Raw genomic sequence first — 14,251 nt, 5'->3', positions numbered from 1 at the left:
CAGCAAAGCGCACCATCCGAATTCGGATGGGGCGCTCTGCTGTGCAGCTCAGTGCTTCTCGGGTCCGAGGTGGTACTCGAACACCAGACCGCCGGCGGCGATCAGGATGCAGATGACGCCGACGCCGATCAGCCACGGCTCGAAGAACGCTAAGCCGAGCGCGGTCACGGAGCCCGCGGCCGCCAGCGTGATGGGCCAGAACGAACCGGGCGAGAAGAAGCCCAGGTCGCCGGCGCCGTCGACGATCTCCGCCTCCTCGTAGTCCTCCGGGCGGAGGTCGAGGCGGCGCGCCACGAAGCGGAAGTAGGTCGCCACGATCAGCGACAGACCCGCCGACAGCACGATGGCGGTGGTGCCCGCCCACTCGACGCCGGTGCGCGACTGGGCGGTGAAGTAGCCGTAGACCACAGCCACGATCACGAAGAAGACCGTGATCAGTTCGAAGATGCGAGCTTCGACCTTCATGTCAGTTCAGTCCTCACTTGGCGTACGACGCTTCGACCCCACGGCCGGTGCGGTCGGTGTTGAAGGGCTTGGTGGAGGTGGCCACCGGCGACTCGTTGATGGCCTCCAGCGCCTGGGCGTTGGTCTTGCCGGCCTCGCGAGCCTCCAGGTACGTGCGGAACTTCTCCGGGGAAACGACCCGGACCTCGAAGTTCATCATGGAGTGGAAGGTGCCGCACATTTCGGCGCAACGGCCGACGAACGCGCCGGTCTTGTCGATCGGGCCGACCTGGAAGACGTTGTCGGAGTTGTTCTCCTTGGGGTTGGGCATGACGTCCCGCTTGAACAGGAACTCCGGCACCCAGAAGGAGTGGATGACGTCCGCGGCGGCGAGCTGGAACTCGACGATCTGGCCGGTCGGGATGACCAGCACCGGGATCTCGTTGGAGGTGCCGACGGTCTCGACCTTGTCGTAGTTCAGGTACGAGATGTCATTGGCCGGCAGGCCGTTGTTCGGGCCGGGCTGCGGGTGGCCCTCCTCGTTCTTGCGCTCCTTGTACTCCTCGCGCAAGTCGGTGTTCATGCCCTGGCGGGTCTGGTCGACACCGTCGTACTTCCAGCCGGTCATATCGACCTTCTGGTAGCCGAACTTCCAGTTCCACTGGAAGGCGGTCACGTCGACCACGACGTTCGGGTTCTCCACCTTCTCGTGCACGTAGTTCTGCACGACCACGGTGAAGTAGAACAGCACCGCGATGATGACGAACGGCACGGCCGTGTAGGTCAGCTCGAGCGGCACGTTGTAGCCGGTCTGCCGGGGGAATTCCGGCGAGTTGGGCTTCTTGCGGTGGAAGGCCACGGTCCAGAAGGTCAGGCCCCACACCAGCACGCCCATCGCCAGCGCGGCGACCACGGACCAGGTCCACAGCTCACGCATCCGGGTGGCCTGCGGCGTGATGCCCGAGGGCCAGCCGAACCGCAGCCACGGGTTGTCGATCGAGCAGCCGGAGACGAGCATCGCGGTGATCCCCATGGACACCGCCAGCCCGGCCCGCCGAAGGATGCGGCCCCGCCGACCCTGGGCGGGTCGTGCCCCTATCGCTTCGCTCGCCTTGTGCGCCACGCTCAACGCCTTCCTGGTCGTCTCTCCGACTCGGCGCCGCCCGGACTCCCTTCCGCCGGACGACCCAATTTCAGCTCTTCTGGGCCCTCGGATCGACCGCGTGCGAACGCGTCATCAACCCTGAGAGTTTCCCAAGTACTACGGAGCGTAGACCAAACCGGGCGTCGCGTTGTGATCGGGTCGCATTCGACACTCCGGAAACTCCATAAGCCGTGGATACGGGCTCTCGCGCACGATCCGCGCGCGTGCGGCATACTCGGACAGAAGGTTTCGCGTTCCACGCGCCCGGCCGCTCACCGCGGGCCGGACCGCCATCCCCCGACTCCGGAAACGAGGTTCTCCCCGCAGTGTGTGGTCTGCTCGGATTTCTGACAGCTGACACGGCTACAAGCAAGGATGGGCGGACGGTCGAGACCACCGCGGCACAGGTCTACGAGGCCCTGCACTGCCAGCGGCACCGCGGCCCCGATGAGAAGGGGACCTGGCACGACGAGCGCATGATCTTCGGCTTCAACCGCCTGTCGATCATCGATATCGAGCATTCCCATCAGCCGCTGCGCTGGGGTCCGCCGGAGAATCGGGAGCGTTATGCGCTCACCTTCAACGGTGAGATCTACAACTACCTGGAGCTGCGCGAGGAGCTGCGGGCCGAGCACGGCGCGGAATTCGGCGACGAGCCCATGTTCGCGACCGAGGGCGACTCGGAGACCATTGTCGCGGCCTTCCACTACTGGGGCGCCAAGGCAGCGAGCCGGTTGCGCGGCATGTTCGCCTTCGCGATCTGGGACACCGAGCTGAACAAGCTGTTCATCGCGCGCGACCCGTTCGGCATCAAGCCGCTGTTCACGGCGACCGGTCCGGGCGGCACCGCGTTCTCCTCGGAGAAGAAGAGCCTGCTGGAGCTGCTGCCCGAGCTGGGCCTGTCCGACGGGCTGGATCCGCGTGCGCTGGAGCACTACACGGTGCTGCAGTACGTGCCGGAGCCGGAGACGCTGCACAAGGACATCCGGCGGCTGGAGTCGGGCTGCTACGCCTGGATCGAGCCGGGGCAGGCGCCGCAGATCACCCGGTATTTCAACCCGCAGTTCCGGGTGTCGCCGTTCGCGCCGGGCACCGCGGACAAGCGATACCGGGAAATCGCCGAGGCCCTGGAGGACTCGGTCGCCAAGCACATGCGCGCGGATGTGACCGTCGGCGCGTTCCTGTCCGGCGGCATCGATTCCACCGCCACCGCGGCGCTGGCCATGCGGCACAACCCGAACCTGATCACCTTCACCACCGGCTTCGAGCGTGCGGGCTATTCCGAGGTCGACGTGGCCGCCGAGAGCGCGGCCGCCATCGGCGCGCGGCACATCGTGCGCGTGGTCGGCCCCGAGGAGTACGCGGCCTCGATTCCCGAGATCATCTGGTACCTCGACGATCCCGTCGCCGACCCGGCGCTGGTGCCGCTGTACTTCGTGGCCAAGGAGGCCCGCAAGCACGTCAAGGTGGTGCTCTCCGGCGAGGGCGCCGACGAGCTGTTCGGCGGCTACACCATCTACCGGGAGCCGTTGTCGCTCAAGCCGTTCGAGTATCTGCCGAAGGGCCTGCGCAAGCTGGCCGGGAAGCTGTCGGAGCGGATTCCGGAGGGCACCCGCGGCAAGAGCCTGCTCAACCGCGGCTCGCTCACCCTGGAGGAGCGCTACTACGGCAATGCCCGCAGCTTCAATGACGCCCAATTGCGTTCGGTGCTGCGGGAATTCCGCCCCGAGTGGACCCATCAGGATGTGACCGGCCGCATCTACGGCATGCAGGGCAATCACTGGGATCCGGTGGCGCGCATGCAGCATCTGGACCTGTTCACCTGGCTGCGCGGCGACATCCTGGTCAAGGCCGACAAGATGACCATGGCCAACTCCCTGGAACTGCGCGTGCCGTTCCTGGATCCGGAGGTCTTCAAGGTCGCCGAGCAGCTGCCCTACGACCAGAAGATCACCAAGGAAACCACCAAATACGCGCTGCGCCAGGCCCTGGAGGGCATTGTCCCGCCGCATGTGCTGCACCGCGCCAAGCTCGGTTTCCCGGTCCCGCTGCGGCATTGGCTGCGCGGTCCGGAGCTCTACGACTGGGCCCGCACCCAGATCGCCGAATCCGGCACCGATCATCTCCTCGACAAGGCGGCGATCTCCGCCATGCTGGAGGCGCATCGCACCGGGCCGGTGGACCACAGCCGTCGCCTGTGGACGCTGCTGTGCTTCATGATCTGGCACGGCATCTTCGTCGAGCACCGCATCAAGCCGGAGATCCAGGAGCCGGTCTACCCGGTCAACCTGTAACCCAAGGGTTTTCGGAACAGTACGGCCCCCGCGCTCACGAGCGCGGGGGCCGTACTGCGTCTATCCGAGCCGGATCACTTCTCGTCGAAGATCTTCAGCGCCTCGGTCACATCGAACATGGTGGCGGTCTCCCGGGCCGAGGGCGAACCCGCGTCCGGGTCGGCGCCCGCCGCCAGCAGGGTGCGCAGAATGCCGGGTTCACCCTTGAAGACCGCGCCCGAGAGCGGGGTCTGCCCGGCGGCATTGAGCAGGTTGGGGTCCGCGCCGTGCTGGAGCAGGGTGGCCACGGCGGGCTCGTGGCCGTAGTAGGCCGCGAGCATGAGGAGGGTGTCGCCGCGGCCATTGGTGAGGTTCGGGGGGACACCCTCGTCCAGGTAGGCGGCTAGTTGGTCGGCGTCGCCTTGGCGGGCCAGGTCGAAGACCTTGGTTGCCAGTTCGATGACCTTGTCGTCGTCAGCGTCCACGGTTCATTCCTACCAGGGTCTGTCGAGGGACGATACGCGCGAACTTTATTTACAAAACCGCTCGAGATGCACAAAACTCCGCGAGCCGATCGGCGGGCGTGGTCGGATTACCGGCATAGATCGACACTGTGGCCTGCGCCTCGGCCTCGGCTGCCGGGCGCGGCGGACGGGAGAACAGCGATGACGCTGGCAGAGGTACGCGGCCAGATGTTACGGCGCAAGCCGATCACCGAGGTGGAGGAGGACGTCCGGCCGGATGAACGGCTGGCCAAACGCCTGGGTTTGTGGCAGTTGACGGCCATCGGCGTGGGCGGAATCATCGGCGCGGGCATCTTCGCGCTCGCGGGGAGCGTGGCGAATCAGACGACCGGGCCGGCGGTGCTGCTGTCGTTCCTGGTCGCCGGCATCGCCAGTGCGGCGGCGGCGCTGTGTTACGCGGAGTTCGCGGGCATGGTGCCCAAGGCCGGCTCGGCCTACACCTATGGGTATGTGTCGCTGGGCGAGATCGTCGGGTGGTTCATCGGGTGGGATCTGCTGCTGGAGTACATCGCGGTGGCGGCGGTGGTGGCCATCGGCGTGTCCGGGTACTTCGGATTCCTGCTGGATCAGATCGGAATCACCTTGCCGCAGTGGATGCTCGGCGCGCCCGGCACCGGTGACGGGAATGTGGTGGACGTGTTCGCGGTGCTGTTCTGCCTGGGTTCGGCCTGGGTGCTGACGCGCGGCATCCGCAGCGTCGGGCGGTTCGAGATGGTGACCGTGGGCATCAAGGTGGCGCTGGTGGTGCTGATCATCGTGCTGGGCGTCTTCCACATCGACAGCGCCAACTACTCGCCGTACTTCCCGTACGGCACCGGCGCGGTCATGACCGGTGCGGCCACGGTGTTCTTCGCCGTGTTCGGCTACGACGCCATGAGCACCGCGGCCGAGGAGTCGGTGGACGGCAAGAAGCATCTGCCCAAGGCGATCATCTACTCGCTGGCCATCGCCATGGTGCTGTATGTCCTTGCGACACTGGTGCTCACGGGCATGCAGAAGTACACCGAGATCAATCCCAAGAGCGGGTTCTCCAGCGCCTTCGAGGCGGTCGGGATGCCGGGCATCGCGAATATCATTGCGGTGGGCGCGATTGTCGGCATCATCACCGTGGTGCTCACCTTCATGCTCGGCGTGACGCGCGTCTGGTATTCCATGAGCCGGGACGGGCTGCTGCCGGAGTGGTTCGCGAAAACCCATCCGGTGCGCAAGGTTCCGACCCGGGTCACCTGGATCGTGGGCGTGGCCTCGGCCGTGCTGGCCGGACTGCTGCCCATCAATACCGTTGCGGAGCTGACCAATATCGGCATTCTCAGCGCCTTCGTGGTGGTGTGCGTGGCGGTGCTGGTGTTCCGCTACACGCGTCCGGAGGTGCCGCGCACCTTCCGGATTCCGCTCATGCCGGTCATTCCGATCATCGGCGTGGTCTTCTCGGTATGGCTGATGCTGTCGCTGCAGGCCGCGACCTGGGTGCGCTTCGCGGCCTGGCTGGTGCTCGGCCTGATCGTGTACTTCGGCTACTCCCGGTTCCACTCCAAGCTGCAACAGCCAGGCCCCGTCGCGCCTAGCGGCGGCCCGATCGCGCAGTAAGCAACGCCAGACCCCCGGCGAGCACGGCCAGCCCGCCCCAGGACACGGCGGGCAGCCGTTCCCCGAGCACCGCGACGGCGAGCACCGCCGCCACCGCGGGCTCGGCCAGGGTCAGCGTGGTGGCGGTGGCGACGGTGGCGTGCCGCAGGCCGTACCCGAACAACCGGTAGGCCAGGAACGTGGTGAACACCGCCAGATGCAGGGCCACCGCCGCCCCACGCAGACTGCCGAGCCACTCGACGCCCGAGACCAGCACCACCGGCAGCGCCAGCAGCCCGGCCATGCCGAACATCAGGCCCATGACCGAGCCGGACGGCTTGCCCTCGGCAATGAGCTCACCGCCGATGAGCGAATACACGACGTAGGCCAGGCCGCCGCACAGCGCGAGCCCGATACCGAGCAGGTCCACGGCGGTGGGCTCACCGGTCAGGTCCGGGCCGAGTACCAGTGCGACACAACCCACGACGGCCGCGGCGGTGGCGCACACCCAGTTGGCCGTCGGCCGCGAACGCCCGGTCATCCAGGCGACCAGCCCGGTGAAAACCGGTGCGCTGCACAGGGCTACGACGGTGGCGACCGCAACTCCGGTGCGCGCCACCGCCGGATAGAAGGTGACCGGGTACGCCGCGACCGCCACCGCCCCGGCGATCAGCAATCGCCACTGCGCCCAGGTATAGGTCGTCCTGGTCCGCCAGGTAGTGAGAAACAGCAATAGGCCGCCGACCACCAGCCCCGCGGAACCGATCGCCGCCGCCGGCGCTCCCGCCGGCGCGAGGGAACTCGCGGTGCCGGTACTCCCCCACAGCACAGCGGCGCCGAGAATCGCCAGCGGGCCGCGCAACGAACCCGGCTGCCGCGAGCCGGTATCGGTAACAGCCGCCTTCTCGAGCGCATGAGCAACAGCCCCACCCGTCATCCCGGCATGCTTTTGGCCGGGATCTCCGCCGGCGCGGTGGATTCCGGCCAGAAACGCGCCGGAATGACGAGGACTTCTTTCGCGTAGCCGCTTGGACGTGGTGGCGGCCGCTACCGCGCCTGCGGACTTGGTGACGTGTTCGGACACGAAGAAACTTCCGTTCTCGAGTACGTGATCGGCGTATTCGGAACGGGCGCACGCTGAATCAGCCCTGGCCGTTCAGGATCGGCGGAGGCGGGAAGCGAGAATGCCGCTGGTGCGCCCGGTCAGGCGACCGGGGGCGGCGTCACAGCGTGCCAGTAAGTGCCCACGCGACGATGCTAGCGGTTCGCCGCCGGCGAGAACAGCCGCACCCTGTCCCGGGTGCGGCCGTTCGTCTCCGCGCGTGGTTCTCCGAAGCCCTGCCGCTTCGGGCGGCTCAGCGGCGCAATACCTTCCTGGCCAGCCAGTTGCCGAGGAATTGGATCCCCTGCACACCCACGATGATGATCAGGGTCGCGACCAGCGTGACCTCCCAATCGAACCGCTGATAGCCGTACACCAGCGCGAAATCTCCGAGGCCGCCGCCGCCCACGGTGCCCGCCATCGCGGACATGTCGACAATGGCGATGACCACGAACGTGTAGCCGAGCACCAGCGGGCCCAGCGCTTCCGGGATGAGCAGCGTCAGAATGATTCGCAGCGGCCCCGCGCCCATGGCCCGCGCCGCCTCGATCACTCCCGGATCCACGGTCACCAGGTTCTGCTCGACGATCCGGGCGATGCCGAACGATGCGGCCACGATCATGACGAAGGCCGCCGCCTCGGTGCCGATCGTCGTCCCGACCACTTCGAGGGTGATCGGCCCGAGAGCCGCCAGCAGGATGATGAACGGGATCGGCCGCACCACGTTCACCAGCACATTGAGCACCACATTGACCGGCGCGTTGGCCAGCAGCCCGCCCTTGCGGGTGGTGTACAGCAGCGTGCCCAGCGTCAATCCGATCACCCCGCCGACCACGAAGGTCAGCAGCACCAGATAGATCGTCGTCCCAACGGCCTCACCGAGCACCGGCCGCAACTTGTCCCAATCCGTCTGTACGACAGCGAGATTCATGAGCTCCTCCGCTCAGACACCGCCAGATCGGCCACCGGCCCGGCCGCGTCGTCCGGTCCGCCGCCAGCTGTTCGGCCGGCAGTCTGTCGGCACACATGGGTCTCCGGATCACCGGGGCGCGAGGGAACGGCCTCCGGCGCCGGATCGTCGCCGGGTCCTGCCGCCGCGGCGGCGCCGCCCCGCGTCAGCTCGTCGGCGACCCGTGCCACCGCGTCCTCCGGCCCGTCCAGGGCGAGGGTGATACTGCCGAAGGTCTTGTCCTGCAACGAGCTCACGCCGCCGTAGACGACCTCCACGCGGACACCGGCCTGCGCGGCCACGAGCAGCGCGTCGCCGATACCGCGGTCATCGTCGATGTCGACGGTGACCAGGCGGCCGGTGTGCTTGTCGCCCAGCAGCTTCAGTTCCTCGGCGTTCGGGCGATTGTGCAGCACCGTTTCCACGAAGGAGCGGGTGGGTGCGGCCTGCGGTGCGGCGAAGACGTCGAATGTGGGTGCCAGTTCGACGATTCGGCCCTCGGCCAGCACCGCCACCCGGTCGGCGACGGCGCGGATGACGTCCATTTCGTGGGTGATCACGATGATGGTGACGCCGAGTTCGCGATTGACCTTCCGCAGCAGGCGCAGGACCTCCTGGGTGGTCTCCGGGTCCAAGGCCGAGGTCGCCTCGTCCGCCAGCAGCAACGACGGTGAGGTGGCCAGGGCGCGGGCTATGCCGACCCGCTGCTTCTGACCGCCGGAAAGCTGGTCCGGGTAGCTGCGGGCCTTGTCCGAAAGTCCCACGAACTCCAGCAGTTCCGCGACCCGGGCCTTGCGCTCGGCGCGCTTCCAGCCCGCGACCTTGAGCGGGTACTCGATATTCCCGGCCGCGGTGCGCGAGCGGAACAGGTTGAACTGCTGGAACACCATGCCGATATCGCGGCGCAGCTGCCGCACCCGGGACTCCGGGACCCCGGTGATGGGGTCGCCGGAGATGAGCACGGTGCCGCTGGTCGGCTTCTCCAGGGCATTGATCAACCGCACCAGCGTGCTCTTGCCCGCCCCGGAATAGCCGATCACGCCGAAGATCTCACCGGGTTCGATGCGCAGGTCGATCTCGCGCAGCGCGGTGTGCGTCTGCTTGCCGACCTGGAATTCCTTGGTGACCGACCGGAATTCGACCGCCGCGACCTGGGTGTCCTGCTCGCTCACTTCTTCTCGCGGATGGTCTGCTGCACCCGGGCCAGCACCTGCTCCAGGTCCGGCCCGTCGCGCTTGACCTCGACCGCGGTGCCCTTGGAGGTCTCCTGGACCGCCTGCTGTACCTCGGCGCCGTGCCAGATCTCGACCAGCTTCAGGTAGGTCGGGTTGGTCTTGTCCTCGGCGCGCGTCACGAAGGCGTTGATGTACGGCTCCGCGCCCGGGCTCTTCGGATCATCCTTGAACAGCGCGGATTTCGGGTCGATGCCGGACTTCTCCAGGAAGGTGTTGTTCACGATCGAGCCGTCCACCGAGGCCAGCGACAGCGCGGTCTGGGTGGCGTCGACCGGGGTCACCTTCACCTTGGAGGCGGCCTTGTCGATATCTGCGGGGGTGGGCTGGCGGACATCGCCGGACAGCTTCAGCAGTCCGGCCGACTGCAGCACGAACAGCGCCCGCGCCTGATTGGTCGGATCGTTGGGAATGGCGATCTCACCGCCGGCCGGGATATCGGCCACCGACTTGTGCTTCTGCGAGTACAGACCCAGCGGCACCACCTGGGTCGCGCCGATCGGCGTCAGGGTGTCGTTATTGGCGACGTTGTACTGCCCCAGGAACTGCAGATGCTGGAACAAGTTGACGTCGACCTGCTTCTGCGAAAGCGCAGTGTTGGGCTGCGAGTAGTCCGAGAAGCGGGTGATCTTCAGCGTGATCCCGTGCTCCTTGGCCTTCTCCTCGAAGACGTCCCACTGCCGGTCGGTCTCCGTGGTCCCGATGCGCACCACGGTGCCCGAGCTGTCGTCGCTGCTGCCGCAGGCCGTGAGGGTGAGGCCCGCTACCGCCGCTACCAGGACCGGGATCGCCAGTACCCGATTGAATTTCACTCGTGCTCCCGCAAATCGTTGAAACTGAACCCGGCAATGCAATCGCCCCGGTTACCCGCTGGCTATGGTTGCGATCCGGACGATCCAAACCCTCGCGCCGCGGCCGAGTCCGCGCCTAGCTTGGCTGAAATGCGAAAACTGCGCCGTTACCTGGCGATTCCGCTCCTGTTCGCGCTGGCGATGACCGCCGCCTGTGGCAAGGAACACCGCGCCGACGTGGTGCGCATCGGTGTGAACGATCTCGCACTGCCGCACTGGGAGGTGTTCAAGAAGAAGGCGTCCGAGGCGGGCATCACCGTCGAGTTCGTCAACTTCAGCGATTACAACCAGCCGAACCCGGCGCTGAAGCAGGGGCAGGTCGACCTCAACAAGTTCCAGCACGTCCGCTACCTGGCCAATTACAACGCGCGAAACAATGACACGCTGGTGCCGATCGGGGCGACGGAGATCTTCCCGCTGACGCTGTACTCGAAGAAGCACAAGTCGGTGAGCGAGATCCCGCAGGGCGGTGAGATCACGTTGAGCAACAATCCCGCGAATCAGGTGCGACCGCTGCTCGGGCTGGCCGCGGCCGGGCTCATCGTGCTGAAGAACGGTGCGACCTGGGATTCGAAACTCGAGGATGTCGATACGGCCGTGTCCACAGTGCGGTTGAAGACCATCGATCCGACCTTGACGGCGCAGTCCCTCGACAGCGTCGACGCCGCCTTCGTGGACGACACCTTCGCCGGACCGGCCGGGCTGACCAAGAACGAGATCATCTACACCGATGATCCGAATCGGCCCGAGTTGAAGCAGTACATCAATATCTTCGCCGCGCGCGCCGTCGACAAGGACAACCCGACCTACTTGCAGCTGACGAAGATCTACCACGACCCGGAGGTCGAGGCCGCCATCCAGGCCGAAGCCGACTACCAGGGCATCTTCAAGTACAACGACCCAGCCGATCTGCAAGCGACTCTCACCGAGCTGGAGAACAAGTTCCGCAAGTAGCCTGTCGCTACCGCCCGCGAACGACCTTGACGCGGGCGGCCGCGATGATCGCGATCAGCAGGACCGTCATCATTTGCAATGTGGTCCAATCCGTCGGCTCCACAACCGGTTCGAGGACTTCCCGAGCCTGATAGGGCGCTGGGACGACGGGGGCGGGCGGCACGATCTGCGGCTCGGGCACGTCGATGGGCTCTTGCACGGGCACCGGCGTGGGAGCCGGAACGGGAGCGGGCACCGGCGCCGGGATCTCCAGCGGTTCGGTGAATTCGGGCGGGCTGACCGGGACCAGGAGCAGGCAGGTGAGCAGTGCGCTGCCGGTCACCGCACTGCCCGCGACCACGCTGCCCGCCCCCGACGAACCGGGACCGACCAATCCGCTGGAGCCCGGGACGAATCCGGGCCCGATCAAGCCGGAGCCGAACCCGCTGCCGGTGACCAAGCCCGCGAGTATGGCCGAACCGCCGACTATCGCGCTGCCCGCGCAAGCGGTCAGCACGCTGCCGTTGTCCAAGCCGAAGGTTTCGCCGAGGGTGCTCGGCGCGGCGATCGGCTCCGCCGGGACTATCGGATCGGCCGGGGAGATCGATTCCGCCGCAGCGGTTTCCGCCGGACCCGCCGCGGACCCGGCGGACAGGCCGAGACCCGCGCCCTCGCCGAGCCCGACGCTGCTGCCGGTGGACGCCCCCGCACCGGTGCCGCCCGAACTTCCCGACAACGCGCTACCGCTGCCCAAGCCCAGCGAGCTTCCCGAGGGCGCGTCGACGAACTCAACGGAATCAATGGGTGAACCCGCGCTCCCGCTGATGATTTCACCGATGCCCGGTATCCCGGATTCGGCCAGCGCCGGCCCGGCTTGCCCGGCCAGCAGCGCCGCAGCCAGCGGTACGGTCGCGAATCCTCGTGTGGCCCTGCGCACTACCGGACCTCCGCGTGCCATCGTCATCTCCGGATGCCTTGTCGTCGGCGGTGGATGCCTCAGCGCGGCAGCGCATTCGAAGCGGATTCGGCGGACGCGATCTGCTGGAATCGCGCCAGGGCGAGCTCATAGGCCTCCCGCGACACCATATTCCAGCCCGCGAACGGCCGGTCCAGCTTGTAGATGGTCAGCACGATCGCCCCGACCACGAATCCGAACATGGCGGTCATCACCACGCTGCGCCTGGTGACCATCACCCCGGAGAACACTCCGCCCGCCAGCAGCATGACGGTGCCGAACCACAGTGCGATGTAAAGGAATACGGGCAGGCTGTACCCGGCGTCGAGCGCCCGGTCGTACCTGGCCTCGGCCACCGCATCGAGCGATTCGTCGATCTCCTGCTGCGCGTCCAGCACCGCCGGATCGGCGGACTGCACCGCCGCCACCGCCGCCCGCAGGTCGTCGAAGGTCTGCTGGGTGCCCTCGCTCAGGCTCTTCTGATCCCGCATGGCAACCCATTCCACGGTCACCACCTGCTCGGTGTACTCGCGCACCAGCCCCTGCACCCGGGCGCGATCGGCATCCGGCAGATCACCCGCCGTCTCATAGGCGACGACCAGCGCCTTGCCCTCGGCCACGGTGTGCGCGGTGGCAGTGTCGTACTGCTGCCACAGAATCACCACCACGAAGGCGACAATGGCCGCGAAGAACATATTGACCATGTCCAGCACCATGCCGTGCGCGCCCTCATCGTCCTCGCGCTGCCAGGACACCGGCCGGAACCGGTCGCCGACGAGGAATACGACCACCGCTACGACCGCGAACAGCACGAGTACACCAAGCTGCAACGCCATGGATGACTCCGTCTCCTGGACGAGGGGCGAATTCGATCATGAGATATTCGCCGCCGCAGGCAATCCGGATGACCCGCAAACAATCTGCTACCGGCGGCCGATCGCGGCGAATGCGGCGGGCCGTGCCGATTCGCATTCGAATCGGCACGGCGCCTTGCGATTACGCGTCGTCGTGCAGCGAGTGGTACACGGCCACCCACTGATCCGGGTGCACGTATCCGACCACCGTGTCCGGGGCGATGCCCGCTGCCGCCAGCGCCCGGTCCACGCCCTGATAGCGCGTGCGCAGCGAGGCCCGGACCGACCCGCCCACACCGGTGAAGCCGAGTTCCACCAGTTCCCGGAAGGCCCGCCGATCCCCGACCAGCGGTTCGGGCCGCCGCCGGATGCGCAGGATCGCCGAATCCACCGCCGGCACCGGCCGGAAGCTCTCGCGGCCGATCCGCCCGCACAACTCCCAGTCGAACCACGGCCAGTTCGCGACGGTCACCAGACTCCACCGCCCGTAATCACCGGTCCGCTTGCGCGCGTACTCGAGTTGCGTGAGCAGCGTCGCCGAGGTGAGCGTCGGCGCGTTCAAGCACCACTCCACGATCCCGGCGGTCACCGAGAACGGAATATTGCCCACCACCGCGAACGGTTCCCGCGGCGCCCTGGACTTCGTGAAATCGCCTCGTACCACCCGTATTCCAGCGATTCCCCGAGTCCGCGCCGAGAGTTTTCCCGCCAACAGCGGGTCGATCTCATAGGCCGTCACCCGTGCCCCGCGCTCGGCCAAGGCGCGCGTGATCGCGCCTTCGCCCGCTCCGGGTTCGAGCACCAGCCCATTCGGATCCGCGGCCTTCACGATCAATTCGACCGCATGCCGATCCACCAGGAAATTCTGCGAGAGTTCCCGCCTGGCCCGGTCCCGCGGAGTTCTCCCTCCGCCGCCCCCGACCTTTCCCCGGGTATGCGAAAAGTTCCCGTATCCGGATTTGTGAGATGAAAGATTCTTCGCCACTGCAGTTGCCCTTCCGGGTCTTCGAGATGAACAGGTCTCGAAGGGCCCTGGGCGCGCCTGCAGACGCGTCTACGTACCTGCGCCTGCTAGCGGGCCAGAGCCCGAGCAGAACGCAGCCGCATGAAGCAACAACATGACATGACCGCCACCCTAGAAACCCCCACCCTGGCAACGCAAACCATTTACCTCGTCCGCTCCCCGCCCCGGGGTGCCCTGCCGTGAACCCGTGCCCGCCCGCTCCACCCGCCCCCGCCGACCTCCCCGGCACCCTCGATCCCGACCTGCTCGCCGGCACCCTGCTCGCGGCCGGCGAACAACTGGTCCGCCTGTCCCTCCTCGACCCCGCCCGCTGCCCCACCGCCCGCCTCACGGATTTCATCACCTCCGCCACCGCGTACCTGGCCCCGCCCCGGCACCCCTGATCGCCGCGCGCCGCCCG

13 protein-coding genes and 1 pseudogene are annotated in these 14,251 nt (G+C 67.1%); 4 read left to right on the top strand and 10 right to left on the bottom strand.

Translation table 11 applies throughout. The annotated features are described in order from the left end of the window. Positions 1-48: 48 nt before the first annotated feature. Together ACFVIV_RS36525 and ACFVIV_RS36520 are read right to left on the bottom strand one after the other, a co-directional pair. A complete protein-coding gene (locus ACFVIV_RS36525) occupies positions 49-465 on the bottom strand; it encodes a cytochrome c oxidase subunit 4 (protein WP_379204480.1) in 417 nt (138 codons plus the stop codon). 13 nt (positions 466-478) lie between these two features. Continuing rightward, positions 479-1,477: a cytochrome c oxidase subunit II gene (locus ACFVIV_RS36520; protein WP_379204479.1), complete on the bottom strand. Its 999-nt coding sequence runs from the start codon at positions 1,475-1,477 to the stop codon at positions 479-481. Between the two features lie 437 nt (positions 1,478-1,914). Here ACFVIV_RS36520 and asnB point away from each other — a divergent pair, with 437 nt between their 5' ends. Continuing rightward, positions 1,915-3,882, top strand: a complete 1,968-nt coding sequence (asnB, locus tag ACFVIV_RS36515; protein WP_379204477.1) for an asparagine synthase (glutamine-hydrolyzing) — start codon at positions 1,915-1,917, stop codon at positions 3,880-3,882. Positions 3,883-3,956: 74 nt separating this feature from the next. Here the strand turns inward: asnB and ACFVIV_RS36510 are convergent, their stop codons facing one another. Further along, a complete protein-coding gene (locus ACFVIV_RS36510; RefSeq protein ID WP_379204475.1) occupies positions 3,957-4,346 on the bottom strand; it encodes an ankyrin repeat domain-containing protein in 390 nt (129 codons plus the stop codon). 180 nt (positions 4,347-4,526) lie between these two features. On the opposite strand from ACFVIV_RS36510, the gene ACFVIV_RS36505 reads away from it, so the two are divergent. Next, positions 4,527-5,972 (top strand): amino acid permease, encoded by a 1,446-nt coding sequence (locus tag ACFVIV_RS36505; protein ID WP_379204473.1) that lies wholly within the window; start codon positions 4,527-4,529, stop codon positions 5,970-5,972. On the opposite strand, the gene ACFVIV_RS36500 is transcribed toward ACFVIV_RS36505, so the two are convergent. The 4 genes and pseudogenes from ACFVIV_RS36500 to ACFVIV_RS36485 all read right to left on the bottom strand — a co-directional run bounded on the left by ACFVIV_RS36500 (position 5,947) and on the right by ACFVIV_RS36485 (position 10,046). Then, positions 5,947-7,035 (bottom strand): DMT family transporter, encoded by a 1,089-nt coding sequence (locus ACFVIV_RS36500; protein ID WP_379204472.1) that lies wholly within the window; start codon positions 7,033-7,035, stop codon positions 5,947-5,949. The two genes, ACFVIV_RS36505 and ACFVIV_RS36500, sit on opposite strands and share 26 nt — an antisense overlap. Positions 7,036-7,306: 271 nt before the next feature. Further along, positions 7,307-7,984 carry a methionine ABC transporter permease gene (locus ACFVIV_RS36495; protein ID WP_379204470.1) on the bottom strand — a complete coding sequence of 226 codons (678 nt, stop codon included), beginning with the start codon at positions 7,982-7,984 and terminating at the stop codon, positions 7,307-7,309. A gap of 182 nt (positions 7,985-8,166) precedes the next feature. After that, positions 8,167-9,174 (bottom strand): annotated as a pseudogene (locus tag ACFVIV_RS36490) (methionine ABC transporter ATP-binding protein); the annotation flags it as partial. Next, a complete protein-coding gene (locus ACFVIV_RS36485; protein WP_379204468.1) occupies positions 9,171-10,046 on the bottom strand; it encodes a MetQ/NlpA family ABC transporter substrate-binding protein in 876 nt (291 codons plus the stop codon). The pseudogene ACFVIV_RS36490 and the gene ACFVIV_RS36485, both read right to left, overlap by 4 nt. Positions 10,047-10,175: 129 nt before the next feature. On the opposite strand from ACFVIV_RS36485, the gene ACFVIV_RS36480 reads away from it, so the two are divergent. Next, positions 10,176-11,039, top strand: a complete 864-nt coding sequence (locus ACFVIV_RS36480; protein WP_379204466.1) for a MetQ/NlpA family ABC transporter substrate-binding protein — start codon at positions 10,176-10,178, stop codon at positions 11,037-11,039. A gap of 7 nt (positions 11,040-11,046) precedes the next feature. On the opposite strand, the gene ACFVIV_RS36475 is transcribed toward ACFVIV_RS36480, so the two are convergent. From ACFVIV_RS36475 to erm, 3 genes are all read right to left on the bottom strand, one after another. Next, on the bottom strand, positions 11,047-11,955 hold the full coding sequence (locus ACFVIV_RS36475; RefSeq protein WP_379204464.1) for a hypothetical protein: 909 nt from the start codon (positions 11,953-11,955) through the stop codon (positions 11,047-11,049). Between the two features lie 59 nt (positions 11,956-12,014). Further along, entirely contained in the window at positions 12,015-12,809 is a 795-nt protein-coding gene (locus tag ACFVIV_RS36470; protein ID WP_379204462.1) for a DUF4239 domain-containing protein, read from the bottom strand. Between the two features lie 160 nt (positions 12,810-12,969). Then, positions 12,970-13,812, bottom strand: coding sequence for an ErmE/ErmH/ErmO/ErmR family 23S rRNA (adenine(2058)-N(6))-methyltransferase (gene erm / locus ACFVIV_RS36465; RefSeq protein ID WP_379204460.1), 843 nt, complete (start codon positions 13,810-13,812; stop codon positions 12,970-12,972). 218 nt (positions 13,813-14,030) lie between these two features. On the opposite strand from erm, the gene ACFVIV_RS36460 reads away from it, so the two are divergent. After that, positions 14,031-14,234 carry a hypothetical protein gene (locus ACFVIV_RS36460; protein WP_379204459.1) on the top strand — a complete coding sequence of 68 codons (204 nt, stop codon included), beginning with the start codon at positions 14,031-14,033 and terminating at the stop codon, positions 14,232-14,234. Positions 14,235-14,251: the final 17 nt, after the last annotated feature.

Origin of the sequence: Nocardia sp. NPDC127526, from assembly GCF_042672265.1 — a bacterium.
Classification (GTDB): domain Bacteria; phylum Actinomycetota; class Actinomycetes; order Mycobacteriales; family Mycobacteriaceae; genus Nocardia.
Note: the sequence above shows the minus strand (reverse complement) of the source record. Positions and strands in the feature narration are given on the sequence as shown.